We start from the raw sequence: 24,789 nt of genomic DNA on the forward strand, positions 1-24,789 counted from the left end.
TTCTAGAAAGCACTTAGGTTCCGGTCAACCATTCAGAAATTGCGTATCAGATTGCATCGACTTAGAACTTATCTTTCCATGCCCTCAAGCTGGCAAACACCTCGGCCCCAGAGCGGTTGTCGCGTCCGTTCCGTTCGTCCGCTTTTTGTTTAACGGATGTTTCAGCGGTGCGCAAAAAGGGATTGGTACGCTTTTCCAGGGCCAGATTGGACGGCAGCGTCATTTCATTGAGAGACCGTAGCTGGCGCACATGCTCCACGCGTTCGGCAATGTCGGTGTTATCCGGCTCCACCGCCGCGGCAAACTTGAGGTTGCTCTGGGTGTACTCATGAGTGCAGTACACCTGCGTGTCGTCGGGCAAGGCGGCCAGGCGTTGCAGCGAGGCGTGCATCTGCTCGGGGGTGCCTTCGAACAGACGCCCGCAACCGGCGGCAAACAGGGTATCGCCACAGAACAGCACGCCCTCATGGTAGTAGGCGATATGGCCGAGGGTATGGCCGGGTACGGTATATACGTCGAAATCCCAGCCCAGCACGCTGACGCGGTCGTTGTCGCGCAGCGCGACGTCCCGTGCGGGGATATTCTCATCGGCTGGGCCGTAAACGGTGGCATCGGTTGCACTCTTCAAACGCTCGACACCGCCGACATGGTCATGGTGATGGTGAGTGATGAGGATATCGGTGAGGGACCAGCCTGGATGCTGCTGCAACCAGGCCAGTACCGGCGCGGCATCGCCGGGGTCGACTACCGCGCAGCGCTGGGTGCCGGGGTCTTGTAACAACCAGATGTAGTTATCGGTGAAGGCGGGCAGGGCACTGATCTGTATCATTCTTCGATTCGCCAAGCTGAACACATTGGTGCATCTTAGAACGTCTAGGCAAGTTGGAGAATGCAATGACTGATAAAGCGTTCGCCCAGGCCGATCCTGAGTGGCTGGCTCTGATCAGCGCGGCCCGTGAATGGTTGTCCGGACCGGTCGGGCAATTTTTGCTGGATGAAGAACGGCGCATGCTCGAAGACGAGTTGGGCCGGTTTTTCGGTGGTTATCTGGTGCATTACGGCCCCTCGGCCCAAACACCGCCCGCCGCGCCGCAGGTGCAGCGCAATGTGCGTCTTGGCGCGCCATTGCCGGGCGTGGAAATTGTCTGCGAGGAACAAGCCTGGCCGTTGAGCGAACACGCCGCCGATGTGGTGGTGTTGCAGCATGGCCTGGATTTCTGCCTGTCACCCCATGGCTTGCTGCGCGAAGCGGCGAGCAGCGTCCGCCCTGGCGGGCATCTGCTGATTGTCGGCATCAACCCCTGGAGCAGTTGGGGCCTGCGCCATGTGTTCGCTCACGATGCCCTGCGCCAGGCGCGCTGCATCTCACCCTCGCGGGTGGGGGACTGGCTCAACCTGCTGGGCTTCGCGCTGGAGAAACGCCGCTTCGGGTGCTATCGTCCGCCGCTTGCCTCGGCCAAGTGGCAGGCTCGCCTGGCGGGCTGGGAGCGCAGGGCGGGTGCCTGGCAGTTGTCGGGCGGCGGCTTCTATTTATTGGTGGCGCGCAAGATCGCGGTCGGGTTGCGACCGGTACGCCAGGCGCGACGCGAACCCCTAGGCAAGCTGGTGCCAATGCCGATGGCCAAGGTCAACCGCAAGCAAAGCCAACCGTAAATACTTCTTTTGATTTCAGACCGAGCAACCGATGACCGATAGCGTAGAACTCTTCACCGATGGCGCCTGCAAAGGCAATCCCGGCCCAGGCGGCTGGGGCGCCTTACTGGTTTGCAAGGGTGTCGAGAAGGAATTGTGGGGCGGCGAAGCCAACACCACCAACAACCGCATGGAACTGATGGGCGCCATTCGCGGCCTCGAAGAACTCAAGCGTCGCTGCAACGTGTTGCTGGTGACCGACTCGCAGTACGTGATGAAGGGCATCAACGAGTGGATGGTCAACTGGAAGAAGCGCGGTTGGAAAACCGCCGCCAAGGAGCCGGTAAAAAATGCCGACTTGTGGCAATTGCTCGATGAGCAATGCAATCGCCATGACATCACCTGGAAATGGGTGCGCGGGCACATCGGCCATCCCGGTAACGAACGCGCCGACCAACTGGCCAACCGGGGGGTCGATGAAGTGCGTGGCTACAAGCAGGGCTGATGCCGGTTGACATGTTAATATCGCGCGCTTTGAACCACCCACACCGTTGAGAGCTGAACCCTGATGGCCATTCGATCTGTTGTACTCGATACCGAAACCACCGGCATGCCGGTGACCGACGGCCACCGGATCATTGAAATCGGCTGCGTCGAACTGATGGGGCGCCGCCTTACCGGTCGTCATTTTCACGTCTACCTGCAACCGGATCGCGACAGCGACGAAGGCGCGATTGCCGTTCACGGCATCACCGACGAATTCCTCAAAGGCAAACCACGCTTTGCCGAGGTGGCCGATGAATTTTTCGAATTCATCAACGGCGCCCAGTTGATCATCCATAACGCGGCGTTCGACGTAGGCTTCATCAATAACGAGTTCGCCCTGATGGGGCAGACCGACCGCGCTGACATTTCCCAGCACTGTTCGATCCTCGACACCCTGATGATGGCCCGTGAACGGCATCCGGGGCAGCGCAACAGCCTGGATGCCCTGTGCAAACGCTATGGCGTCGACAACTCCGGCCGTGAACTCCACGGCGCCTTGCTCGACTCGGAAATCCTCGCCGACGTTTACCTGACCATGACCGGCGGGCAGACTAGCCTGTCCCTGGCCGGTAACGCGTCCGATGGCGCCGGCTCGGCCGAAGGTTCAGGCAACCGCCCTTCGGAGATTCGCCGCCTGCCAGCCGACCGCAAGCCCACCACTATCATTCGCGCCAGCGAGCAGGACCTGGCAGAGCACGCGGCACGCCTGGAAGCCATTGCCAAGTCCGCCGGTGCACCGGCGTTGTGGACCCAACTGACCCAACAGTAATGCGCAAGGGGGCCTCGCTCCCTTCCATCGCTGGCCGTCAAAATCTTCATTCGCCACATCCGCTCCCAGCTTCTACCCTTGAGTGCATAGCCCTCAGGACTACAAGCTCTCATGTACAAAGACCTGAAATTCCCCATCCTTATCGTGCACCGCGACATCAAGGCCGACACCGTTGCCGGTGATCGGGTCAGGGGGATTGCCCAGGAGTTGGAACAAGAGGGTTTCAGTATTTTCTCCGCCGTGGACTACGCCGAAGGTCGGCTGGTGGCGTCTACCCATCATGGCCTGGCATGCATGCTGATCGCCGCCGAAGGTGCCGGTGAAAACACCCATCTGCTGCAAAACATGGTGGAACTGATCCGTCTGGCCAGGCTGCGTGCGCCGAACTTGCCAATCTTCGCCTTGGGTGAGCAGGTCACTCTGGAGAACGCTCCGGCCGATGCCATGAGCGAACTCAACCAATTGCGCGGCATTCTCTATCTGTTCGAAGACACCGTGCCGTTCCTGGCCCGGCAAGTGGCCCGTGCGGCGCGCACTTACCTGGATGGGTTGTTGCCGCCGTTCTTCAAGGCGCTGGTGCAGCACACCGCCGACTCCAATTATTCCTGGCACACCCCCGGCCATGGCGGCGGCGTGGCCTATCGCAAAAGCCCGGTGGGGCAGGCGTTCCATCAATTTTTCGGGGAAAACACCCTGCGCTCGGACTTGTCGGTCTCGGTGCCCGAACTCGGGTCGTTACTGGACCACACCGGCCCTCTGGCCGAAGCCGAAGCCCGTGCCGCGCGCAATTTCGGCGCCGACCATACCTTTTTCGTGATCAACGGCACCTCCACCGCCAACAAGATCGTCTGGCATTCCATGGTCGGTCGCGATGATCTGGTGCTGGTGGATCGCAATTGCCATAAATCGGTACTGCATTCGATCATCATGACCGGCGCCATTCCCCTGTACCTGTGCCCAGAGCGCAATGAGCTGGGGATCATCGGCCCCATCCCGCTCAGCGAGTTCAGCCCCGAGTCGATCCGCGCCAAGATCGATGCCAGCCCGTTGACCCGAGGTCGGCCACCCAAGGTGAAGTTGGCGGTGGTGACCAATTCCACTTACGACGGCCTGTGTTACAACGCCGAACTGATCAAGCAGCAACTGGGCAGCAGCGTCGAGGTGCTGCATTTCGATGAAGCCTGGTACGCCTATGCGGCGTTTCACGAGTTCTTCGCCGGACGTTACGGCATGGGTACCTCGCGCACCGTAGACAGCCCGCTGGTGTTCACCACCCATTCCACCCACAAGTTGCTGGCGGCCTTCAGCCAGGCGTCGATGATCCATGTACAGGACGGCGGTGCGCGCCAGTTGGACCGCGATCGGTTCAACGAAGCGTTCATGATGCATATCTCCACCTCGCCGCAATACAGCATCATCGCCTCGCTGGATGTCGCCTCGGCCATGATGGAAGGCCCGGCCGGCCGCTCGCTGTTGCAGGAAATGTTCGATGAGGCCCTGAGTTTCCGCCGGGCCCTGGCCAATCTGCGTCAGCATCTGCCGGCCGAGGATTGGTGGTTTTCCATCTGGCAACCGCCCTCGGTGGCCGGCATCGACCGTGTTGCCACGGCGGATTGGCTGTTGCATCCCGAAGATGACTGGCATGGCTTCGGCGACGTGGCCGAAGACTACGTATTGCTCGATCCGATCAAAGTCACCCTGGTTATGCCCGGTCTCACGGCCGGCGGTGCGTTGAGCGATTGCGGGATTCCCGCCGCAGTGGTCAGCAAGTTCCTCTGGGAGCGTGGGCTGGTAGTGGAAAAGACTGGGCTGTATTCCTTCCTCGTGCTGTTTTCCATGGGCATCACCAAAGGCAAATGGAGTACCTTGCTCACCGAGTTGCTGGAGTTCAAACGCAACTACGACGCCAATGTCAGCCTGGCCAGTTGCCTGCCTTCGGTATTTGCCCAGGGGCCGGTGCGTTATCAGGGGCTGGGGTTGCGCGACCTCTGCAACCAATTGCACAGTTGCTACCGCAGCAACGCCACGGCCAAGCATCTCAAGCGCATGTACACGGTGTTGCCGGAGATCGCCATGAAACCAGCCGACGCCTACGACCAGTTGGTCCGGGGCGAAGTCGAGGCCGTTTCCATCGATGCCTTGCCAGGGCGCGTCGCAGCGGTGATGCTGGTGCCGTACCCGCCGGGCATCCCATTGATCATGCCGGGCGAACGCTTTACCGAGTGCACCCGGTCGATCATCGACTACCTGGCATTTGCCCGCACGTTTGATAGCAGTTTCCCAGGGTTTGTCGCGGATGTTCACGGGTTACAACACGAAGACGGCGGCAGTGGTCGTTGTTACACCGTCGATTGCATCAAAGGTTAAGGATGTCTATGCAAGCTGTAACGAACCCGAAGTATCCAGGGCTCAGTGTGCGGGTCGCCGATGCAGGCTTTGACGCTTATGTCTGGGGCAATGATTTCAGCTTCGAAGTCAGTGGCTATGGCGTGCCGCAGATGGGTAAGCGGGTCGATCAATGGCCGGTGGAGCGCATCCTGCCGTACCGCAAGTGCTATGGCATTGACCCGGAGGAGTTCGCCAGTTTCCGCGACGCCCCCGACAGCGCCATCTTTATGGCCTACCTAGATGACGAGCCGGTGGGGCACATCGTCGTCAGCACCAATTGGAACGGCTTTGCCCATGTCGACGAGCTGGCGGTGGCGCTGCAAGCACGCCGGCACGGGGTGGCCAAGGCGCTCCTGGATGTGGCGCAGTTCTGGAGCCGCAAGAAAAGCCTGCCGGGCATGGTGCTGGAAACCCAGAACAACAACCTCGGCGCGTGCCGCCTGTATGAGCGTTGCGGCTATGTGATGGGCGGGATCGACCACCTGCGCTATCGCGGCATCGACCCACAGACCCGCGAAGTGGCGATTTTCTGGTATCGGCTGTTCAAAAGCGAAGTCGACAAGGCTTAGTCAGCCCAGCAGGGCTTGCGCCTTGTGCGTGACGATCTCCAGCAAAGCATTCAAGGCCGGGGCGGGTGTGGCGTCCTTGAGCGTCAACGCATACAGACTGACCATGATCGGCGGCGACACCGGGCAGGCATCCAGTCCGGCCTCCCGAGCGCCGTATGCGGTGAATGGATCGACGATCGCCAAGCCTTCACCCGCCTCTACCATGCTGCGCATCATCTGATAGGTCTGGACCCGCGTCTGCACCACCGGCAACGGGCGCAGGGCTTGCAGCTTGGCGTCCAGCAGCCGACTGAGCGGGTCTTGTCCTTCAAGGCCAATCATTGACTGGCCGGCCAGTTCCTGCAGTGCGATGTACTTCTGCTTGGGCTTGAGCCAGCCATGGGGCGCGAGCAGTTGCAGCTTGCCTTGGGCCAGCACACTGCATTGGATCTGCGGGTGCTCGGGGTCGTGCAGGCTCAGGCCGACTTCGGCCTCGCGCAGCAACAGGCTTTTGACGATCTCCCGCGTCGGCTGGCTGGACAGATTGCACGGCGTGTCCTGAAAGCGCCGGCGCAATGCGGCAATGCTTTGCGGCAGTAGTTGATTGGCCAGGGGCGGAGTGCACAGGGCGCGCAGGGTGGGTGCGTGATGGAGTTTGAGGCGGCTGGCCAGGCGTTGCACCGGCTCCAGGGCTTCGTAGAGCAAGGCGATGTCGGCTTGCAACTCCAGGGTTTCGCGGGTGGCCTGCAAGCGCCCGCGCACGCTGGCAAACAACATGAAGCCCAGTTGATGCTCGGCATCCTTGAGCGTTGCGTCCACATCGCCCACGGGGAGTTGCAACCACTCGGCGGCCGTGCCGAGGTGTCCGGTCTGCAAAATGGCCTGAATCACTTCGATATGACGTAAACGCATCGCCGGAGTCTATGTGCAGCGCCGTGGGGTTTCAATGGCGCGGGCCTCGATGCGCAAAAAAGACTGCGCGGGTCGCTCACACCTATGGCGTTCGGCCATGGCCTCACTAGAATGGCGCGTCCGAACATTGATGACCAAAGCCGCCAACGGCACTTACAACAAAAACAGGTCGGGTCTCACATGCCAATCCCCTCGCGCTTTTTCGGGGCAACGGCCAAGCAACTCCTGGTGCTTCTGACCGTGGGGTGCGCGGCTGCTTATCTCTTGAGTAATCACGACGAACCCTTGCCGGAGAGTCTGGCGCTGGAAACCTTTATCCGTTCCCAGGAGCAGGTGAGCGAGCAGGTGGGGGCGGTGCTGGGCATTGCCCTGGTGCGTCAGGTACAGGCATATCCGGCCTATGGCGCGCCGGGTTATACGCGTTCACTGTATGCGGTCGAAGGGGAGCGAGGGCAATTGATGGTCACGCTCAAACAGGTCGAGGGTGAAGCTGATGCCGAAGTGACGGAGATCCGCCGACCGTGATCGCCCAGCCCAGTCAATGCCATCATTGGCCAGGACTGAGCAGGCAGAAACGGCGAGATCTTATGAAGCGAGGGTGGTTTGCGATTCGCGGACCAGAATCGTCCCCGATTGAATCAGTTTGAATTCGTCGCCTTCCAGTTTTTCTACACGATCGCCAATGGCCAGCTTGTAGGTGGTGGTAGGCGCCGAGCCAGCCAGGTCGCCTTGGGCCGGGTTGGATTCCTGGAACTCATGCACCGAATACACGCGTCCTTCTGCGTCTCTGGCATGGAACTGTCCGACAAGTACTGCTGCCATCTGTTTAGAACCTCTGGAGATAAACACTCGATTTACGGTTGTGTAGACCGTCAGGGAGCGGGGTAGTTTACCTATAAGAAAAAAATACTATTCGTAGGCTTTCTCAGAAGCTTCCTACGCTGTGTGGCGTCATACAAACCTATAAAAACGCTGCAAAACCTGCTGGTGAACGCGCGGCGAAGACTCTATAACTACAAGCTCCTTTAGTCAGACGTCGGGAAACCTCAATGAGCAAGGTCTACACGATTGCCGTCCTGGTTGGCAGCTTGAGAAAAGACTCCATCAACCGCAAAGTCGCGTTGGCGTTGGCCGAACTGGCCCCTGCCAATCTGAAGTTGAACATCGTGGAAATCGGCGATCTGCCGCTCTACAACGAGGACATCGATGGTGCTTCACCGCCGGCAGCCTACAGCACTTTCCGCCAGCAGGTGAGTTCATCCGACGCGGTGCTGTTCGTGACCCCCGAATACAACCGCTCGGTGCCGGCACCGTTGAAGAACGCGATTGACGTAGGTTCGCGCCCTTACGGTAAAAGCGCCTGGAGCGGCAAGCCAGGGGCGATTATCAGTGTGTCGCCAGGGGCGATTGGCGGGTTTGGCGCCAACCACCATTTGCGCCAGTCGTTGGTGTTCCTGGATGTGTGGTGCATGCAGCAGCCGGAAGCCTACCTGGGCGGCGCGGGCAGCGTGTTTGACGACAGCGGTAAGGTGTCGGAAAAGACCAAGCCATTCTTGCAGGCGTTTATCGATGCCTACGGCCAGTGGGTAGAAAAACAGCGGGGCTGAATTACGCGCCTGAGGGGTGTGCGGGATTGGTCCCACACGCCCCTACAGATACGGCTTATCGCAACCAGTTGGTGCGCGCCAACTCGATCACCTCATCGCCACGCCCGCTCATCACCGCCTTGAGCATGTACAGGCTGAACCCTTTGGCCTGTTCCAGCTTGATGCTGGGCGGCATTACCAGTTCCTGGGTCGCGGTGACCACATCCACCAGCACCGGGCCATCATGGGCCAGGGCACGGCGCAACGCCGGCTCCAGGTCTTCGGATTGCTCCACGCGAATACCGAGAATGCCCATGGCGTTGGACATGGCGGCAAAATCCGGGTTTTTGAGATCGGTGCCGGCCTCCAGGTAACCGGCGGCCTTCATCTCCATGGCGACAAACCCCAGCGACGCGTTATCGAACACGATGACTTTGACCGGCAGCTTCAATTGCGCCAGTGAAATAAAATCCCCCATCAACATGGCAAAGCCACCGTCGCCGGACATTGAGATCACTTGGCGTCCAGGGAACGCTGCCTGTGCGCCGATGGCCTGGGGCATGGCATTGGCCATTGAGCCGTGGTTGAACGAGCCGATCAGGCGGCGCTTGCCGTTCATCTTCAGGTAACGCGCGGCCCACACGGTGGGCGAACCGACGTCAGCGGTGAAGATGGCATCGTCGTCCGCCAGTTCGCTGAGCAGGCGTGCGACGTATTGCGGGTGAATCGGCCGATTGGCTTTGGACGGCTGCGCCAGATCGTCCAGACCCTGGCGGGCTTTTGCATAGTGCTTCAACGACGTGTCGAGAAAGCTGCGGTCGGTTTTGCGGGTCAGGTGCGGCAGCAGGGCGTCCAGGGTCTCGCTGACGTCGGCGGCGATGCCCAAGTCCAGGGTGGCGCGTCGGCCGAGGGCCTGGGGGTCGCGGTCGATCTGGATGATCGTAGCGTCAGTGGGGTAGAACTGGCGATAGGGGAAGTCGGTGCCGAGCATGATCAGCGTGTCGCAGTCGAGCATGGCGTGGTAGCCGGAGCTGAAGCCGATCAGGCCGGTCATGCCCACGTCGAACGGGTTGTCCCACTCCACATGCTCCTTGCCACGCAACGCATGCACCACCGGCGCACCGAGGGTGTCGGCCAGGGCGACGACTTGGTCGTGGGCGCCGGCGCAGCCGCTGCCGCACAGCAGGGTGACTTTCTGGCTGCTTTGCAGTATCTCGACCAGACGTTGCAGGTCCTGCTCCGCCGGTAAGGTGCGCGGCGCGTGCAGGGCCGGCCAGGGTTTGAGCTTGTCCTCGACTTCCAGCAGCGATACATCCCCCGGAATCACCACCACCGCCACGCCGCGATTGAGAATCGCCGAACGCATGGCGCGGTGCAGCACCTGGGGCATCTGCTCAGGGTTGCTGACCAGCTCGATAAAGTGGCTGCATTCCTTGAACAGCTCTTGGGGATGGGTTTCCTGGAAGTAATTCAGGCCGATCTCGGACGATGGGATTTGCGCGGCAATCGCCAGCACCGGTACGTGGTTGCGATGGCAGTCGAACAGACCGTTGATCAAATGCAGGTTGCCCGGCCCGCAACTGCCGGCGCATACGGTCAGCTCCCCGGTGGCGGCCGCTTCGGCGCCCGCAGCGAACGCGGCCACTTCTTCGTGACGTACGTGCATCCACTCAATGCTGTCCATGCTGCGCAAGGCGTCGGTCAGCCCATTGAGGCTGTCACCGGTCAAACCCCAGATGCGCTTGATGCCCGCCTGTTCCAGGGTGGTCGCCAATTGCTGGGCCAGGTTGATTTTCGCCATGAAGAACTCCAATCGTCAGTGAGGTTAAAAGCTGCTGATCAATAGGGGACAGTTCGATCACGGCGAATGCTCCGCCTTTAATGTGAAGATTGCTTCATGCTTGCGCGGTACTGCCGAGTGCGCCGAGCGATAAACCACTGATCACGCACCAGCGCCAGGCACGGTGTAACCTTGGGCTTGGGCAGGTGGCCGCGGCTGAGGCGGCGCATCTGGTCGCGTACCACGGCCAGGGTGGCGAGGGCGGCAAGCGGCTTGCGCTGCCACTGGATCGGTTTGAGTTGCGGGTTGGGGTCGCGGCCTTCGCGCCAGTGCTTGAGCAACTGCGGCTCCAGGGTCAGCGCGGTGGCGATGCCCGCCATGGCGATGCCGCTGTCGAGCACTTGCTGCACGATGGGCAGGCGACGAATGCCGCCGGGCACCATCAACGGCATGGTGGCGATGCTGGCCAGTTCCTTGGCAAATTCCAGGAAGTACGCTTCGCGCGCCAGGGTACGCCCGTCCCGCGCTTCACCCTGCATGGCCGGCGCTTCATAGCTGCCGCCGGACAATTCGAGCAAGTCGATGGGCAAGGGGTTGAGCATCTCCACCACGCCCCGCGCATCCGCTGCATCGAAGCCGCCGCGCTGGAAGTCCGCCGAGTTGAGCTTGACTGCCACACAGAACGACGGGCTGACACTGGCGCGCACGGCGTGGATCACTTCCAGCAGCAGGCGTGCGCGGTTTTCCAGGGAGCCACCCCAGCGGTCGGTGCGGTGGTTGCTCAGTGGCGAGAGAAATTGGCTGATCAGGTAACCGTGTGCGCCGTGGATCTGCACGCCGCTGAACCCGGCTTTCTCAGCCAGGCGCGCGCTGGTGGCGAAGCGCTGGATCACCTCCTGGATATCCTCCTCGGTCATGGCCCGAGGGGTGGCGAACATCTTCGAGAAACTGCCCAAGTCCATCGCGATGGCCGACGGCGCCAGGGCTTGCTGGCCGAGGTTGGCCATGGTCTGGCGCCCCGGGTGGCTGAGTTGAACCCAGAAATGCACGCCCTTGGCCCGTGCCACATCGGCCCACTCGCGGAAGCTGTCCAGGTGTTCTTCGTTTTCCAGCGCGACGCCGCCAGGGCCGGTCATGGCGCGGCGATCAATCATCACGTTGCCGGTCAGCAACAGGCCCGGCTCGCCGTCCGCCCAGGCTTTGTACAGTTGCTTGAGTGCTCGGGAGGGTGCTTGGTTGAGATCGGCCATGTTTTCTTCCATCGCGGCTTTGGCGATGCGGTTGGCGATGATTTGGCCGTTGGGCAGGTGCAAGGGTTCAAACGGTGACATGGGTTGACTCCTGAGCGGGGGAGGCCTCAGGCTAAGCTTAAAGTTAACTTTAATGTCAAGCAGGCATCGCAATGAATATCGGAGAACTGGCAAAGCAGAGTGGATTAGCCGCGTCGCGCATTCGTTTTTACGAAGCCGAAGGGCTGATCAGCCAGGTCGGGCGTCAGGCCAACGGCTATCGGCGCTATGCACCGGAAGCCTTACAGACCTTGCAGTTGATTCAGAGCGCGCAACAGGCCGGGTTTACCTTGCAGGAGCTCAAGGCACTGATGCCGGCGCCGGGGGAACACAAGCGCGAGGAGTTGATCCAGGCGCTGGAACGCAAGGTGCAACAGATCGAAGAGATGCAGGCCCATTTGGCCCACAGCAAAGCGCAGTTGTTGGGGGTGATCGAAGCGGTACGGGCGCAGCCGGAAGGCGTGCCGTGTTCGATGGGGCAGAAGCAGGTGCTGGCGTCGATCAAACTCAACCGATAAAAAAAGCCCTGGCATGCCAGGGCTTTTTCATGTGCGCCAACTCAGCGGCGACGGAACAGCGGCAGCGGCTCGTCAGTGGCGGCCTGGTAGGTCACCGAGAAGTCCTTGAGGCTTTCCAGCGCTTCGTACGGGTCTTTGTCGGCGCGCAAGGCGAAGGCATCGAAGCCGCAACGGTGCAGGTAGAACAGCTGATCGCGCAGTACATCGCCAATCGCTCGCAGCTCGCCCTTGTAACCGTAGCGGTCACGCAGCAGGCGGGCGTTGGAGTAGTTGCGGCCATCGGTGAAGGCCGGGAAATTCAGGGCGATGACCTGGAAGTGTTGCACGTCCGCACCGATCTCTTCGGCTTCTTCATCGGCGTCCAGCCACACGCCCAGGCCGCCGTCGTGAGCCTTGAGGGCGTGGCCGTGTTCGCGCCACAGCGCCAACGGCACGATCAGGTCGTCGCAGTTGGGAATGCCGTCGAAGCTCGCGTCCTTGGGCAGCAGGTGCCAGGTTTCGTCGACGACTTCGTTGTTCTTAATGATTCGCTGCATAGACGCGCTCCTTGAACAGGTCGATGCCGATGCGCTGATAGGTGTCGATGAAACGCTCATCTTCGGTGCGCTGTTCGATGTATACGTCGATCAGTTTGCCGATCACCTCAGGCATGGCTTCCTGGGCGAAGGACGGGCCGAGGATCTTGCCCAGGCTCGCATCGCGGCTGGCGCTGCCACCCAGGGACACTTGGTAGAATTCTTCGCCTTTCTTGTCCACGCCCAGGATGCCGATATGGCCGACATGGTGGTGACCACAGGCGTTCATGCACCCGGAGATGTTCAGGTCCAGCTCACCGATGTCGAACAGGTAGTCCAGGTCATCGAAACGGCGCTGGATTGATTCGGCGATTGGGATCGACTTGGCGTTGGCCAGGGAGCAGAAATCCCCGCCCGGGCAGCAGATGATGTCAGTCAGCAGGCCGATGTTCGGCGTGGCGAAACCGCTCTCGCGCAGCTCGCCCCACAGGGTGAACAATTGGCTCTGCTCAACGTCCGCCAGGATGATGTTCTGCTCGTGGGAGGTGCGCAGCTGGCCGAAGCTGTAGCGCTCGGCCAGGTCGGCAACGGCGTCCAGCTGTTTGTCGGTGATGTCGCCTGGGGCCACGCCGGTCGGCTTGAGCGACAGGGTCACCGCCACATAGCCTGGCTTCTTGTGCGCCAGGGTGTTGCGGGTACGCCAGCGGGCGAAGCCAGGATGCTGCTGGTCGAGGGCGGCGAGTTCGGCGTCCTGATTGCTCAGGGCCTTGTACTCGGGGTCGACGAAATGTTTGGCGACGCGGTGCACTTCGGCGTCGGTCAGGGTGGTCTGGCCGCCGCGCAAGTGTTCCATCTCGGCGTCGACCTTCTGGGCGAACACCTCAGGGGTCAGCGCCTTGACCAGGATCTTGATCCGGGCCTTGTACTTGTTGTCGCGACGGCCGTAGCGGTTGTAGACGCGCAGGATGGCGTCGAGGTAGCTCAACAGGTCCCGCCACGGCAGGAACTCGTTGATAAACGCGCCGACGACCGGGGTACGGCCCAGGCCGCCACCCACCAGAACGCGGAAACCCAGTTCGCCAGCGGCGTTGTACACCGGCTCCAGGCCGATATCGTGAACTTCGATGGCGGCACGGTCCGAGGTCGAGCCATTGACGGCGATCTTGAACTTGCGCGGCAGGTAGGCGAATTCGGGGTGGAAGGTGGTCCACTGGCGAATGATTTCACACCAGGGGCGCGGGTCGATCAGCTCATCGGCGGCTACCCCGGCGAACTGGTCAGTGGTGACGTTGCGCAGGCAGTTACCGCTGGTCTGAATCGCGTGCATCTGCACGGTGGCCAGTTCCGCCAGGATGTCCGGCACATCTTCCAGGGCCGGCCAGTTGAACTGAACGTTCTGGCGGGTACTGATGTGGGCATAGCCTTTGTCGTAGTCGCGGGCAATCTTGGCCATCATGCGGGTCTGGCGCGAGGTCAGTTGGCCGTAAGGCACGGCCACGCGGAGCATCGGCGCAAAGCGCTGAACATAAAGGCCATTTTGCAGGCGCAGAGGGCGGAACTCTTCTTCGCTCAGTTCACCTGCCAGATAGCGTCGGGTCTGATCACGGAACTGCTTGACGCGGTCCTCGATGATGCGCTGATCGTATTCGTCGTATACGTACATATAGGTCCTGTTCTCGGCAAATCTGCGCGCACGGCCGCGCACTCCCAACGGAGCCGGCGCACGATACCAGTTTGCGTTTATGCGCAAAAGTGATGTTTGAGTATATGCACATAACCAAAATGACTAATGAGACGGGTTATCACGATATCCACATTTGTCATGCGGGCAATCATCGACTTTACTGTCGTCGAGTCTTAGTGCAATCACCTATAAAACCGACAAGAGGCGATGCGATGAGCAATCCTACAAAAGCCCGTAAACCCGACAGCACCGTGGATGCCTGGGCCATTCTATTTCTGATCATCCTGGTGGTGGGCACTGCGGTGTTCTGGGTCAGCCACCAATAAACCCTGTTGATTGAGCCTCGATTGTCGGTCGCATCGCCTTTATCCTAGGCGGCTTATTTTCAAGGCTCAAATCACCATGTTGAAGGTTTTGCTGGCGTGTGTGTATTTGCTGGGTTCTGCGTATGCGGCGACGGCTCAAGCCACGTCCGTGGTATTCCTCAACCCTGGCAAGTCGACGGAAACCTTCTGGGTCGATTACGCGCAATTCATGCAGGCCGCCGCCAAGGATCTGGGCCTGGCGTTGCGCGTGCATTGTCAATAGCTCACCGCAAATCCTTCGGGCGCGCCTGGACGGGCGACTGAGCACGCTGGTGGCCGGGCATTTCACCCTGGGTGGATTTCCGTGCGCTGTCCGCCCAGGGCAAACCGGCGTCCTACCGTTACCCGTTCAGCCCGCAGTGGCTGCTGCGTTAAACACCGGCCAGGTGTAGCACCAGCTTGACGATACCGAACAGGGTCAAGGCAAATACCACCGTGAACAGGATGCCCAGGACCACAAAGTGGCTGGGCTTGCCGTGGGTGAAGTCACGGGCGCGGTTCTTGCCGCTTTGTACGCCAAAAGCGGCGGCCACCACGCTGTGCAGCATTTGCCAGAAGGTCGGCGGTTTGTGCTCGTCCATAGGTCCCTCGACACTCAGTGTGTGAGGGACAGCATAGACAATCGGCCAAATTTGAAAGCACGCCAGGTTAGCTGTCGTAGCCCAGGTTCGGCGCCAGCCAGCGTTCGGTCACGGTCAGATCCTGGCCCTTGCGTGCGGTGTAGCTGGCGACTTGGTCTTTATCGATCTTGCCCACGGCAAAGTACTGGGCCTGGGGATGGGCGAAATACCAGCCGCTGACGGCCGCTGCCGGGAACATCGCGTAGTGCTCGGTAAGGAACACACCACTGCGCCCGGCGTGCATTTCGCGGGCTTCGGGGTCCAGCAGTTGGAACAGTTGGGCTTTCTCGGTGTGGTCCGGGCACGCAGGGTAGCCGGGGGCAGGGCGGATGCCGCTGTACTGCTCTTTGATCAGCGCCTCGTTGTCCAGTTGTTCATCCTTGGCGTAACCCCAATGCTCCTTGCGCACCTGCTGGTGCAGCCACTCCGCACAGGCTTCGGCCAAGCGGTCGGCGAGGGCTTTGACCATGATCGAGTTGTAGTCGTCGCCGGCGTCCTGGTACGCCTTGGCTACTTCTTCGGCGCCGATGCCAGCGGTAGTAATAAAGCCACCGATGTAGTCGGTCACGCCGCTGCTCTTGGGGGCGACGAAGTCGGCCAGGGAGAAGTTCGGCTTGCCGTCGGTCTTGATGATCTGTTGGCGCAAGTGATGCAGCTTGGCGAGGGGCTGGCCATCGTCGCCGTAGACCTCCAGGTCATCCTCGTCGACCTGGTTGGCCGGCCAGAAACCGAACACCGCACGGGCGCTGATGAGTTTTTCGTTGATCAACTTATCGAGCATGGCCTGGGCATCGGCGTACAGCGCGGTCGCCGCTTCGCCCACCACTTCATCGGTGAGGATGCGCGGGAATTTGCCCGCCAGGTCCCAGGAAATAAAGAACGGCGTCCAGTCGATGTATTCGGCCAGCACCCTCAGGTCGATATTGTCCAGGACCTTGGCGCCAGTGAAAGTCGGCGTCACCGGGGTGTAGTTGGTCCAGTCGAACTGCGGCTTCTTGGCGATGGCCGCCGCGTAGCTCAGGCGCTCGGTGCGCGCACTGCGGTTGGAGGTGCGTTCGCGCACTTCGATGTAGTCCTGGCGGGTCTTCTCGACAAAACCAGCCTTCAATTCTTTGGACAGCAGTTGCGTGGCTACGCCCACGGCGCGCGAGGCGTCAGTCACATAGATCACTGCATCGTTGCTGTACTTGGGTTCGATCTTCACCGCCGTGTGTGCCTTGGAGGTGGTGGCGCCGCCGATCATCAGCGGCAGGTGGAAGTCCTGGCGCTGCATCTCGCGCGCCACATGCACCATCTCGTCCAGGGAGGGCGTGATCAGTCCCGACAGCCCGATGATGTCGCACTTCTGCTCTTTGGCCACCTGCAGGATTTTCTCCGCCGGTACCATCACACCCAGGTCGACGATGTCATAGCCGTTGCAACCCAATACCACACCGACAATGTTCTTGCCGATGTCGTGCACGTCGCCTTTGACGGTGGCCATCAGGATTTTGCCCTTGGCTTCCGGCTTATCGCCTTTTTCCAGCTCGATAAAGGGGATCAAGTGGGCCACGGCCTGTTTCATCACCCGGGCGGATTTCACCACCTGGGGCAGGAACATTTTGCCGGCGCCGAACAGGTCGCCGACGATGTTCATGCCGGACATCAGCGGGCCCTCGATCACTTCGATCGGGCGCGCGAACGACAGCCGCGATTCCTCGGTGTCTTCGACGATATGGGTGGTGATGCCCTTGACCAGCGCATGCTCCAGACGCTTGTTGACGTCCCAGCCGCGCCATTCTTCGGTCTCGGCTTCCTTGACGCTGCCATCGCCCTTGTATTTGTCGGCAATGGCGAGGAGGGCGTCGGTGCCGTCCGGGGTGCGGTTAAGGACCACGTCTTCCACCGCGTCGCGCAGCTCGGCGGGGATCTGGTCGTAGATCTCCAACTGGCCGGCGTTGACGATGCCCATGGTCAAGCCATTGCGGATCGCATGCAGCAGGAACACCGAGTGGATCGCCTCGCGCACCGGGTTGTTGCCGCGGAACGAAAACGACACGTTGGACACACCGCCGGAACTCAGCGCATACGGCAGCTCATCGCGGATGTAGGCGCAGGCGTTGATAAAGTCGACCGCGTAGTTGTTGTGTTCCTCGATACCGGTGGCGACCGCGAAGATGTTCGGGTCGAAGATGATGTCTTCCGGCGGGAAACCCACTTCATTGACCAGAATGTCGTAGGAGCGTTTGCAGATTTCTTTCTTGCGCGCTTCGGTGTCGGCCTGGCCGGCTTCGTCGAACGCCATCACCACCACCGCCGCGCCGTAGCGCTTGCACAGTTTGGCGTGGTGAATGAACTGCTCGACGCCTTCCTTCATGCTGATGGAGTTGACGATGCCCTTGCCCTGGATGCACTTGAGGCCGGCTTCGATCACTTCCCACTTGGAGGAGTCGATCATGATCGGGACGCGCGAAATGTCCGGCTCGCCGGCAATCAGATTGAGGAAGGTCACCATGGCCTTCTTCGAATCGAGCATGCCTTCGTCCATGTTGATGTCGATCACCTGGGCGCCGGCTTCCACCTGCTGCAGGGCGACTTCCAGGGCTTCGGTGTAGTTGTCCTCACGGATCAGTCGGGCGAACTTGGCGGAACCGGTGATGTTGGTGCGTTCGCCGACGTTGACGAACAGCGAGTTGCGATCGATGGTGAACGGCTCCAGCCCCGACAGGCGGCAGGCCTTGGGAATGTCCGGGATCACGCGCGGCGCATAACCGGCCACGGCCTTGGCGATGGCTTCGATATGGCCCGGCGTGGTGCCGCAGCAACCGCCGACGATATTGAGAAAGCCGCTCTGGGCGAATTCTTCGATGACCTTGGCGGTCTGCGCCGGCAACTCGTCGTACTCGCCGAATTCGTTGGGCAGGCCGGCGTTGGGGTGCGCGGACACATGGGTGTTGGCCTTGTTGGACAACTCTTCCAGGTACGGGCGCAGTTCGCTGGCCCCGAGGGCGCAGTTCAGGCCCACGGAAATCGGCTTGGCGTGGGCTACCGAGTTCCAGAACGCTTCGGTGGTCTGGCCCGACAGGGTCCGGCCGGAAGCGTCGGTGATGGTGCCGGAGATCATGATCGGCAGCTCAAGGCCCAGTTCCTCGAACACCCCTTGCACGGCGAAGATCGCGGCTTTGGCGTTGAGGGTGTCGAAGATGGTTTCGATCAGGATCAGGTCGGCGCCGCCTTCGATCAAGCCCTTGGTGGCCTCGGTGTAGTTCTCCACCAGTTCATCGAAGGTTACGTTGCGGTAGCCGGGGTTGTTCACGTCGGGCGACAGCGAGCACGTGCGGCTGGTCGGGCCGAGTACGCCGGCGACGAAACGCGGCTTGTCCGGGTTCTCGGCGGTCTTGGCATCGGCAATCTTGCGCGCCAGGCGTGCGCCTTCGACGTTCAGCTCATAGGCCAGTTCTTCCATGCCGTAGTCGGCCATGGAAATCCGCGTGGCATTGAAGGTGTTGGTTTCGAGGATGTCGGCGCCGGCATCCAGATAAGCCTTTTCGATCCCGCCGATCACGTCGGGGCGGGTTATCACCAGCAAGTCGTTGTTGCCCTTGACGTCGCTGGGCCAGTCGGCGAAACGTTTGCCACGGTAGTCGTGTTCTTCCAGTTTATAGCTCTGGATCATCGTGCCCATGCCGCCGTCGAGGATCAGGATGCGTTCCTTGAGGGCGTGGTGAAGAGCTTGCAGACGAGCGCTACGATCGGACATGGGACTACTCTGGTCAGGCATTACGGAGGGCGTGGATCATAGCAAACCTGTGCGGATTTTGAGCATGCCTGGGATTTGCATGAATATCGTTCATGTTGCCGGCAGGCATGGCCCGGTAGAATCACCGGCAATTTTTCAGCGTACCCCTTGAATCGGGACCGATCCATGTTACTTCGTTCACTCGTCGGCGCCGCATTGGCCTTGCTCGCCAGCACCGTCCACGCCCAGAGTCCCGTTCCTGCAATCTCCTACACCCGCGATATCCAGCCGATTTTCACCGAGAAGTGCGTGGCCTGCCATGCGTGCTACGACTCCGCCTGCCAGTTGAACCTGGGCAGTGGCGAAGGTGCGGCGCGGGGCGCGAGCAAAGTACCGGTCTACGATGGCGAACGCAGCCAGGCAACCAAGCCGACCCGTCTGTTCTATGACGCCTTCGGCAAGGCCGCCTGGCAGCGCGAAGGGTTCAGTTCGGTGCTGGATGCCCAGGGCAGTCAGGCTGCCTTGATGGCGCGCATGCTGGAGCTGGGACATCGTCGCACGCCCTTGCAGCCCAATGGCAAGCTGCCTGACGACATTGTGCTGGGCCTCAATCGTGAAAACATGTGCCCCTTGCCGGGGGAGTTCGACGCCTATGCCGGCGCCCATCCCAATGAAGGCATGCCGCTGGCGGTCACCGGGCTGACCGACCAGCAATACCAGACACTGCAACGCTGGCTGGCCTCCGGGGCGCCCATCGACGAGCAAGGCGTGGCACCCAGTGCCCGCGAAGCGGCGCAGGTGCTGCAATGGGAAAACCTGCTCAACGCCCCTGGCGCCCGCGAAAGCCTGGTGGCGCGCTGGCTGTTCGAGCACCTGTTTATCGCCCATCTGTACTTCGAGGGCGGTGAGCCGGGGCATTTCTTTCAGTGGGTGCGCTCGCGCACGCCCAGCGGCCAACCGATTGACCTGATCAACACCCGTCGCCCCAACGACGACCCGGGCACGCGGATTTACTACCGTTTGTGGCCGATCCAGGGCGTGATCGTGCATAAAACCCACATCACCTATCCGCTCAGCGCGCAGAAAATGGCGCGGATCAAAGCTTTGTTCTATGGCAGCGACTGGCAGGTCAGCGCGTTACCGGGCTACGGCCCAGGGCGGCGTGCCAACCCGTTCGAGACCTTTGAGGCGATCCCGGCCCAGGCGCGCTATCAGTTCATGCTGGATAACGCCGAATACTTCGTGCGTACCTTTATTCGCGGGCCGGTGTGCCGTGGGCAGATCGCCACGGACGTGATCCGCGACAACTTCTGGGCCTTGTTCCAGGCCCCGGACCATGACCTGTACATCACCGATGCGCGCTATCGCGGCCAAGCCACACCGTTGCTGGCGATGCCGGGGCAGAACGATGACGTGGGCAGCGTGCTTAGCCTGTGGCTCAAATACCGCGACAAACGCAACCAGTACGAAGCCCTGCGCCGCGACAGCTACGCAGACCTGCCGGCGCCCAGTTGGTCGACCCTGTGGGCCGGCAATGACAATGCGCTGTTGAGCATCTTCCGGCACTTCGACAGTGCGTCGGTCAATAAGGGCCTGATCGGCGAGGTGCCGCAGACGATGTGGCTGTTCGATTACCCGCTGCTGGAGCGCACCTATTACCAGTTGGTGGTCAATTTCGATGTGTTCGGCAACGTCTCGCACCAAGCCCAGACTCGCCTGTATTTCGACCTGATCCGCAATGGCGCCGAGCAGAACTTCCTGCGCTTGATGCCGGCGGACTCACGCGAGGACTACCTCGACGACTGGTACCAGAACAGCGGCAAGCTCAAGCTGTGGCTGGACTACGAAGCCATCGACGACGATGAACCCACTGGCCTGCACTTGGATAAGAAGGACCCGAAACGCGATTTCGCCCAGCAGTTGCTTGCCCGCTACGGCGACTTGAACGTCAGCCCCGACCCGATCAACCGTTGTACCGGTGCGTACTGCTCGCGTGAGGGCATCGATCCGGCGCTGCAGGACGTCGACCAGGCCCTCAGCCGCCTTGCGTCGCGCCCGGCGGCTGGGCTCAAAGTGATCAATCAATTGCCTGAAGCCACGATGCTGCGCGTGGAAACCCCAAGCGGCAAACGTGAGGTCTACAGCCTGTTGCGCAACCGTGCCCACAGTAACGTGGCGTTCCTGCTAGGGGAGGCGTACCGCTACCAGCCGGGGTTGGACACGCTGACGGTCTACCCTGGGGTGCTGAGCAGCTACCCGAACTTTATGTTCAATATTCCCGCCGGGGACGTGCCGGAGTTCGTTTCCCGCATGGAGCAGGCCCAGGACGCCGAGAGCTTTGAGAAGATCGTCGATCGCTGGGGCGTGCGTCGCAGCCATCCGCAGTTCTGGGCGTATTTTCACGACCTGTCGCGCTACCTCCACGAGACCACTCCACTGGAAGAGGGCGTGCTGGACATGAATCGTTATCAAAACCTCTGATCTGCGTGACGGGCTTTTCCGACAAAAATACTAGGACTTTGTAACTCTGTAATGATTTGGCGTAAACTGCCGGCAAGCCTGTGAGGAGTTTCCATGACTGCCATAACCATTACCGACGCCGCCCACGATTACCTGGCCGACCTGCTGTCCAAGCAGAACACCCCGGGCATCGGCATCCGCGTCTTTATCACCCAGCCCGGCACCCAATACGCCGAGACGTGCATTGCCTACTGCAAGCCCGGTGAAGAGAAACCTGAAGACACTGCCCTGGGGCTCAAAAGCTTCACCGCATACATCGATAGCTTCAGCGAAGCGTTTCTCGACGACGCGGTGGTGGACTACGCCACCGACCGTATGGGCGGCCAGTTGACCATCAAGGCGCCGAACGCCAAGGTGCCGAACGTCAACGCCGACAGCCCGGTGAACGAGCGCATCAACTACTACTTGCAAACCGAGATCAACCCAGGACTGGCCAGCCACGGCGGTGAGGTCAGCCTGATCGACGTGGTCGAAGATGGCATCGCTGTGTTGAAGTTCGGCGGCGGCTGCCAAGGCTGCGGCCAGGCCGACGTAACCTTGAAGGAAGGCATCGAGCGCACCTTGCTGGAGCGTATCCCGGAGCTCAAGGGTGTGCGTGACGTGACCGACCATACGCAGAAAGAAAACGCCTACTACTGAGTAAGGCGTTCGCTGCGAACAAAAAACGGCGCCCGTGAGCGCCGTTTTTTTGGTTTAAATTCAGTTGGTTGAGATATTTATCTCATAAATCAGATTAAGTGATGAAAAGGCTTGCCTAAGATTGTAGTGAGTCAGCGTGGCCTTCAACTACTGGAAGTCCCTATCGGGGGCAAGCCCCCTCCCACATGAAGCAACCTCACAGCGTCCAGTGAACGCGGTCTACTGTGGGAGGGGGCTTGCCCCCGATAGCGCCGGATCAGTAACTAAGCTGCCAACTGATACGCCCCTATAAAAATAAACTAAATCAAAAGCTTATATCTAATTTATAAAGTTATTTATCAAGTTCGATAAAGGTGCACATGCCCCGCCCGATACAACGAGGATTCACTGAAACCGTCACTGGCCAACACCCGACCCACTAAAATCAACGCCGTGCGCCGAAACCCTTTGGCGACGACTTTCCCGGCAATATCCCCCAGCGTCCCTGTCACCCAATCCTGATCCGGCCAGGTTGCGCGATGCACCACGGCGATCGGGCAATCCGCACCGTAGTGTGGGAGCAGTTCGGCGACAATCTTTTCCAGATGCTTGACCCCCAGGTGAATCGCCATGGTGGTGCCATGTCGAGCCAGGCTGGCGAAGTCTTCGCCGGCAGGCATGGGGGTCTTGTCGGCGTAGCGCGTCAGGATCACGCTCTGGGCGATGTCCGGCAGGGTCAGTTCGGTTTCCAGCAAGGCCGCGCAAGCGGCAACGGCAGTCACGCCGGGGATGATCTGGAATGGGATGCCCAGTTCACGCAAGCAGCGAATCTGCTCGCCGATGGCTCCATACAGGCTCGGGTCGCCGGAGTGGACTCGCGCCACATCGAAGCCATTGACGTGGGCGGTCTTAATCAATTCGATGATCTGTTCCAAGTGCAGCTCAGCGCTGTTGACCACCTGTGAGGCTTGATGGCCCTCCAGCACCGCCGCCGGCACCAGTGACCCCGCGTAGATAATCACCGGGCAACTGCGGATCAACCGCTGGCCTTTGACAGTGATCAATTCCGGGTCGCCGGGGCCGGCGCCGATAAAGTAGACGGTCATGGAGCGCTCCTGTGAAAAAACGGACGAGCATGAAGATTGTTCATGATCGGGGAGGGCGATTATCGGGTTTTTAACCCGTGCAGGCCAATGCCACGGTGGCACGGGCGTTTTTGCGGCGGGTGATCAGCAGTCTGGCAGGGGCTGCGTCGAGCTGTTCGGCCGCTGCCAGCGCGGCGCTTTCGGCAATGCCGTAACAGCCGGTATGGGCAAAAGCCACGGCAGATTTGTGGCTCAGCCGACCTTCATATGCCGCCAGGTGCTGGGCGTTAAAGCAGCACAAGGGCAGGTCCAAGGCTGTGGCCAACGCCAGCAGCCCTGGTTCAGCGTGTTTCAGATCGATACTCGCCAGTGCAGTGAGCTGCCGGCGCTCGACGCCTGCTTCGGCCAATGCCTCATCCAGCAACGCCAACAGGCTGTGAACCTCACAACCTCGCTGGCAGCCCAGGCCGGCGACGAGGCTCATGCCGCGTAATGACTGTCGCGGTTACGCCGGAACAACCACGCGCTGATCAGGCCCAACGCCAGCCAGAACGCCATGTTGGTCAGTTGCGAAGCGATTTTGAACTGCGCTTCCAGCGCCTCCGGCGCCAGCATCGAATGCACTGCCGGCTGTGGCGCGCCAATCACATGGGGCACTACAAGGATGGCCACGCCAAGGACTTTGAGCAGCGCGTTGCGACCGAACACCAGCAGGGCGATACCTGCCGCGGTGGACGCGGCGGTGCCGATCCACCAGGTCTGACGCAGCGCCAGGTCAGCCGCTGCGGTGCCCGGCAGTTCCGGCGGCAGGCCCAGGGTGGGTGCCAGCACGAAAGTCGCATAACCGGCCAAGCCCCACAGCAGGCCCTGAGCCGTGCGGGTCGGGGCGCGCAGGGTGTAGAGACCGGCCAGCATCAAGGCAAAACCGACGGCCACCACCAGGTTGCCGGCGGTGGTCGACAGCACGCGCTGCCAGCCATCTTCCGGCTCCCAGGCCTCTGCGTCGTGGGTATGCGCGGCCGTACCGGCGGCGTGTTCATGGGCTGCCGGTGCCTGCTCGAAGGTCTCGGCCTGCAAAATCAGCGGAGCCACCCAGAAGCTTTGCAGCAGTGTCAGCAGCAGGGCGGCCAGCAGGCCGGTGAATCCTGCGGTTTGCGCAATACGCTTAATCATCTCGGCAGGTCTCAGTGGCACGGGAACGCGGCGCTGTGGCGGGTATCGTGAGCGGCGTTATGCACCGCCTCGATGTGCGAAAAGCCGGCGAAGTACACCAGGCACGCGCCGAGGATCGACGCACCGATGGCGGCGGTCAGGCGTTGGCTCAGGGTAGTGGTGCCGCTGGTGGCGGGCGAAGTGCTGCTGATGATCGACATGGCGCGTCCCTTTCAGGTGTCTGGGGTGGGGACGTGCGCATAAAAACCCCGCGAGCCGGACCCGCAGGGTTTGAACAGCGCCCGCCCACCGCGGGTTTGTTATCTGATTTTTTCGGGCCGGTCTCCGGGCTTGCGAGGGGGCTCTGCCAAGAACCCTTAAAGCGTCGCCTTCCCATGCTCAAGCACAGTGGCCGTGACGCTTCGCTCGCTTACCGTTGCGGGGGCAGCACCGGACTGACCATCGCAAGATGGCGCACCGGTTTCCCGTTTCACCCTGTGAAGGGCACCCGAAACAAGGCCTGTAGGAAAGCATGCAGAGCAGC

Annotated in this window: 23 protein-coding genes, 1 pseudogene and 1 riboswitch; of the genes and pseudogenes, 11 read left to right on the forward strand and 13 right to left on the reverse strand. The window is 61.0% G+C overall.

What is annotated here, in order from left to right:
* Window positions 1–61: 61 nt before the first annotated feature.
* Window positions 62–829, reverse strand: a complete 768-nt coding sequence (gene gloB / locus FIV35_RS11610) for a hydroxyacylglutathione hydrolase (RefSeq protein ID WP_034137905.1) — start codon at window positions 827–829, stop codon at window positions 62–64.
* A 65-nt stretch (window positions 830–894) separates the two neighbouring features.
* Here gloB and FIV35_RS11615 point away from each other — a divergent pair, with 65 nt between their 5' ends.
* From FIV35_RS11615 to FIV35_RS11635, 5 genes are all read left to right on the forward strand, one after another.
* Window positions 895–1,653, forward strand: coding sequence for a methyltransferase domain-containing protein (locus tag FIV35_RS11615; protein WP_034137906.1), 759 nt, complete (start codon window positions 895–897; stop codon window positions 1,651–1,653).
* 31 nt (window positions 1,654–1,684) lie between these two features.
* Window positions 1,685–2,137: a ribonuclease HI gene (gene rnhA / locus FIV35_RS11620; protein ID WP_034097030.1), complete on the forward strand. Its 453-nt coding sequence runs from the start codon at window positions 1,685–1,687 to the stop codon at window positions 2,135–2,137.
* Window positions 2,138–2,206: 69 nt separating this feature from the next.
* A complete protein-coding gene (dnaQ, locus tag FIV35_RS11625; protein ID WP_167389906.1) occupies window positions 2,207–2,947 on the forward strand; it encodes a DNA polymerase III subunit epsilon in 741 nt (246 codons plus the stop codon).
* A gap of 111 nt (window positions 2,948–3,058) precedes the next feature.
* The gene (locus FIV35_RS11630) at window positions 3,059–5,314 is read left to right on the forward strand and encodes an arginine/lysine/ornithine decarboxylase (protein ID WP_034137907.1); all 2,256 of its coding nucleotides are present in this window, start codon (window positions 3,059–3,061) and stop codon (window positions 5,312–5,314) included.
* An 8-nt stretch (window positions 5,315–5,322) separates the two neighbouring features.
* Entirely contained in the window at window positions 5,323–5,904 is a 582-nt protein-coding gene (locus tag FIV35_RS11635; RefSeq protein WP_034097033.1) for a GNAT family N-acetyltransferase, read from the forward strand.
* Here the strand turns inward: FIV35_RS11635 and FIV35_RS11640 are convergent, their stop codons facing one another.
* Window positions 5,905–6,795, reverse strand: coding sequence for a LysR substrate-binding domain-containing protein (locus FIV35_RS11640; protein WP_034137908.1), 891 nt, complete (start codon window positions 6,793–6,795; stop codon window positions 5,905–5,907). It lies immediately after the preceding gene.
* A 180-nt stretch (window positions 6,796–6,975) separates the two neighbouring features.
* On the opposite strand from FIV35_RS11640, the gene FIV35_RS11645 reads away from it, so the two are divergent.
* A complete protein-coding gene (locus tag FIV35_RS11645; protein ID WP_034137909.1) occupies window positions 6,976–7,320 on the forward strand; it encodes a hypothetical protein in 345 nt (114 codons plus the stop codon).
* A gap of 60 nt (window positions 7,321–7,380) precedes the next feature.
* Here the strand turns inward: FIV35_RS11645 and FIV35_RS11650 are convergent, their stop codons facing one another.
* Window positions 7,381–7,617, reverse strand: a complete 237-nt coding sequence (locus FIV35_RS11650; RefSeq protein WP_016979714.1) for a hypothetical protein — start codon at window positions 7,615–7,617, stop codon at window positions 7,381–7,383.
* Between the two features lie 227 nt (window positions 7,618–7,844).
* Here FIV35_RS11650 and FIV35_RS11655 point away from each other — a divergent pair, with 227 nt between their 5' ends.
* A complete protein-coding gene (locus FIV35_RS11655; protein WP_034097035.1) occupies window positions 7,845–8,402 on the forward strand; it encodes an NADPH-dependent FMN reductase in 558 nt (185 codons plus the stop codon).
* A gap of 55 nt (window positions 8,403–8,457) precedes the next feature.
* On the opposite strand, the gene poxB is transcribed toward FIV35_RS11655, so the two are convergent.
* Window positions 8,458–10,182 (reverse strand): ubiquinone-dependent pyruvate dehydrogenase, encoded by a 1,725-nt coding sequence (gene poxB, locus FIV35_RS11660; protein ID WP_034113166.1) that lies wholly within the window; start codon window positions 10,180–10,182, stop codon window positions 8,458–8,460.
* A gap of 77 nt (window positions 10,183–10,259) precedes the next feature.
* A complete protein-coding gene (locus FIV35_RS11665; protein WP_034137910.1) occupies window positions 10,260–11,492 on the reverse strand; it encodes an NADH:flavin oxidoreductase/NADH oxidase family protein in 1,233 nt (410 codons plus the stop codon).
* Window positions 11,493–11,563: 71 nt separating this feature from the next.
* Here FIV35_RS11665 and FIV35_RS11670 point away from each other — a divergent pair, with 71 nt between their 5' ends.
* A complete protein-coding gene (locus FIV35_RS11670; RefSeq protein WP_034137911.1) occupies window positions 11,564–11,968 on the forward strand; it encodes a MerR family transcriptional regulator in 405 nt (134 codons plus the stop codon).
* A 41-nt stretch (window positions 11,969–12,009) separates the two neighbouring features.
* Here the strand turns inward: FIV35_RS11670 and FIV35_RS11675 are convergent, their stop codons facing one another.
* Both FIV35_RS11675 and FIV35_RS11680 read right to left on the reverse strand, forming a co-directional pair.
* Window positions 12,010–12,504 carry a DUF934 domain-containing protein gene (locus FIV35_RS11675; protein ID WP_083377879.1) on the reverse strand — a complete coding sequence of 165 codons (495 nt, stop codon included), beginning with the start codon at window positions 12,502–12,504 and terminating at the stop codon, window positions 12,010–12,012.
* The gene (locus FIV35_RS11680) at window positions 12,488–14,146 is read right to left on the reverse strand and encodes a nitrite/sulfite reductase (protein ID WP_034137913.1); all 1,659 of its coding nucleotides are present in this window, start codon (window positions 14,144–14,146) and stop codon (window positions 12,488–12,490) included. The genes FIV35_RS11675 and FIV35_RS11680 overlap by 17 nt, the downstream gene beginning before the upstream one ends.
* Before the next feature lie 423 nt (window positions 14,147–14,569).
* On the opposite strand from FIV35_RS11680, the pseudogene FIV35_RS11685 reads away from it, so the two are divergent.
* A pseudogene (locus tag FIV35_RS11685) lies at window positions 14,570–14,743 on the forward strand (LacI family transcriptional regulator); the annotation flags it as partial.
* A gap of 160 nt (window positions 14,744–14,903) precedes the next feature.
* Here FIV35_RS11685 and FIV35_RS11690 read toward each other — a convergent pair.
* Together FIV35_RS11690 and metH are read right to left on the reverse strand one after the other, a co-directional pair.
* Window positions 14,904–15,113 (reverse strand): DUF2970 domain-containing protein, encoded by a 210-nt coding sequence (locus FIV35_RS11690; RefSeq protein ID WP_034097042.1) that lies wholly within the window; start codon window positions 15,111–15,113, stop codon window positions 14,904–14,906.
* 67 nt (window positions 15,114–15,180) lie between these two features.
* The gene (gene metH, locus FIV35_RS11695) at window positions 15,181–18,891 is read right to left on the reverse strand and encodes a methionine synthase (RefSeq protein WP_034137915.1); all 3,711 of its coding nucleotides are present in this window, start codon (window positions 18,889–18,891) and stop codon (window positions 15,181–15,183) included.
* Between the two features lie 165 nt (window positions 18,892–19,056).
* Between metH and FIV35_RS11700 the strand changes: the two genes are divergently transcribed.
* Window positions 19,057–21,351: a fatty acid cis/trans isomerase gene (locus FIV35_RS11700; RefSeq protein ID WP_083377878.1), complete on the forward strand. Its 2,295-nt coding sequence runs from the start codon at window positions 19,057–19,059 to the stop codon at window positions 21,349–21,351.
* Between the two features lie 93 nt (window positions 21,352–21,444).
* Window positions 21,445–22,029, forward strand: a complete 585-nt coding sequence (gene nfuA, locus FIV35_RS11705) for a Fe-S biogenesis protein NfuA (RefSeq protein WP_034137917.1) — start codon at window positions 21,445–21,447, stop codon at window positions 22,027–22,029.
* A gap of 338 nt (window positions 22,030–22,367) precedes the next feature.
* Here nfuA and cobM read toward each other — a convergent pair whose 3' ends face one another.
* The 4 genes from cobM to FIV35_RS11725 all read right to left on the reverse strand — a co-directional run bounded on the left by cobM (window position 22,368) and on the right by FIV35_RS11725 (window position 24,466).
* Complete coding sequence (gene cobM / locus FIV35_RS11710) at window positions 22,368–23,114, reverse strand: precorrin-4 C(11)-methyltransferase (protein WP_034137918.1); 747 nt, start codon at window positions 23,112–23,114, stop codon at window positions 22,368–22,370.
* A 70-nt stretch (window positions 23,115–23,184) separates the two neighbouring features.
* Window positions 23,185–23,577, reverse strand: a complete 393-nt coding sequence (locus FIV35_RS11715; RefSeq protein WP_034097047.1) for a cobalamin biosynthesis protein — start codon at window positions 23,575–23,577, stop codon at window positions 23,185–23,187.
* Window positions 23,574–24,266, reverse strand: coding sequence for a CbtA family protein (locus tag FIV35_RS11720; RefSeq protein ID WP_034137919.1), 693 nt, complete (start codon window positions 24,264–24,266; stop codon window positions 23,574–23,576). The genes FIV35_RS11715 and FIV35_RS11720 overlap by 4 nt, the downstream gene beginning before the upstream one ends.
* An 11-nt stretch (window positions 24,267–24,277) precedes the next feature.
* Window positions 24,278–24,466 (reverse strand): CbtB domain-containing protein, encoded by a 189-nt coding sequence (locus FIV35_RS11725; RefSeq protein ID WP_034097049.1) that lies wholly within the window; start codon window positions 24,464–24,466, stop codon window positions 24,278–24,280.
* 98 nt (window positions 24,467–24,564) lie between these two features.
* A riboswitch (cobalamin riboswitch) is annotated at window positions 24,565–24,772 on the reverse strand.
* Window positions 24,773–24,789: the final 17 nt, after the last annotated feature.

The sequence above is a fragment of the Pseudomonas rhodesiae genome, from assembly GCF_007858255.1.
Classification (GTDB): domain Bacteria; phylum Pseudomonadota; class Gammaproteobacteria; order Pseudomonadales; family Pseudomonadaceae; genus Aquipseudomonas; species Aquipseudomonas rhodesiae.

Bases quoted from the DNA above. Each gene is read 5' to 3' on its own strand.
- FIV35_RS11650 (WP_016979714.1), bottom strand. From the start codon at position 7,617: ATGGCAGCAGTACTTGTCGGACAGTTCCATGCCAGAGACGCAGAAGGA.
- nfuA (WP_034137917.1), top strand. From the start codon at position 21,445: ATGACTGCCATAACCATTACCGACGCCGCCCACGATTACCTGGCCGAC.
- FIV35_RS11720 (WP_034137919.1), bottom strand. From the start codon at position 24,266: ATGATTAAGCGTATTGCGCAAACCGCAGGATTCACCGGCCTGCTGGCC.
- FIV35_RS11640 (WP_034137908.1), bottom strand. From the start codon at position 6,795: ATGCGTTTACGTCATATCGAAGTGATTCAGGCCATTTTGCAGACCGGA.
- FIV35_RS11715 (WP_034097047.1), bottom strand. From the start codon at position 23,577: ATGAGCCTCGTCGCCGGCCTGGGCTGCCAGCGAGGTTGTGAGGTTCAC.
- FIV35_RS11645 (WP_034137909.1), top strand. From the start codon at position 6,976: ATGCCAATCCCCTCGCGCTTTTTCGGGGCAACGGCCAAGCAACTCCTG.
- FIV35_RS11700 (WP_083377878.1), top strand. From the start codon at position 19,057: ATGTTACTTCGTTCACTCGTCGGCGCCGCATTGGCCTTGCTCGCCAGC.
- FIV35_RS11665 (WP_034137910.1), bottom strand. From the start codon at position 11,492: ATGTCACCGTTTGAACCCTTGCACCTGCCCAACGGCCAAATCATCGCC.
- poxB (WP_034113166.1), bottom strand. From the start codon at position 10,182: ATGGCGAAAATCAACCTGGCCCAGCAATTGGCGACCACCCTGGAACAG.
- FIV35_RS11630 (WP_034137907.1), top strand. From the start codon at position 3,059: ATGTACAAAGACCTGAAATTCCCCATCCTTATCGTGCACCGCGACATC.
- FIV35_RS11690 (WP_034097042.1), bottom strand. From the start codon at position 15,113: ATGGACGAGCACAAACCGCCGACCTTCTGGCAAATGCTGCACAGCGTG.
- FIV35_RS11635 (WP_034097033.1), top strand. From the start codon at position 5,323: ATGCAAGCTGTAACGAACCCGAAGTATCCAGGGCTCAGTGTGCGGGTC.
- FIV35_RS11680 (WP_034137913.1), bottom strand. From the start codon at position 14,146: ATGTACGTATACGACGAATACGATCAGCGCATCATCGAGGACCGCGTC.
- cobM (WP_034137918.1), bottom strand. From the start codon at position 23,114: ATGACCGTCTACTTTATCGGCGCCGGCCCCGGCGACCCGGAATTGATC.
- FIV35_RS11725 (WP_034097049.1), bottom strand. From the start codon at position 24,466: ATGTCGATCATCAGCAGCACTTCGCCCGCCACCAGCGGCACCACTACC.
- metH (WP_034137915.1), bottom strand. From the start codon at position 18,891: ATGTCCGATCGTAGCGCTCGTCTGCAAGCTCTTCACCACGCCCTCAAG.
- rnhA (WP_034097030.1), top strand. From the start codon at position 1,685: ATGACCGATAGCGTAGAACTCTTCACCGATGGCGCCTGCAAAGGCAAT.
- gloB (WP_034137905.1), bottom strand. From the start codon at position 829: ATGATACAGATCAGTGCCCTGCCCGCCTTCACCGATAACTACATCTGG.
- FIV35_RS11615 (WP_034137906.1), top strand. From the start codon at position 895: ATGACTGATAAAGCGTTCGCCCAGGCCGATCCTGAGTGGCTGGCTCTG.
- FIV35_RS11670 (WP_034137911.1), top strand. From the start codon at position 11,564: ATGAATATCGGAGAACTGGCAAAGCAGAGTGGATTAGCCGCGTCGCGC.
- FIV35_RS11675 (WP_083377879.1), bottom strand. From the start codon at position 12,504: ATGCAGCGAATCATTAAGAACAACGAAGTCGTCGACGAAACCTGGCAC.
- FIV35_RS11655 (WP_034097035.1), top strand. From the start codon at position 7,845: ATGAGCAAGGTCTACACGATTGCCGTCCTGGTTGGCAGCTTGAGAAAA.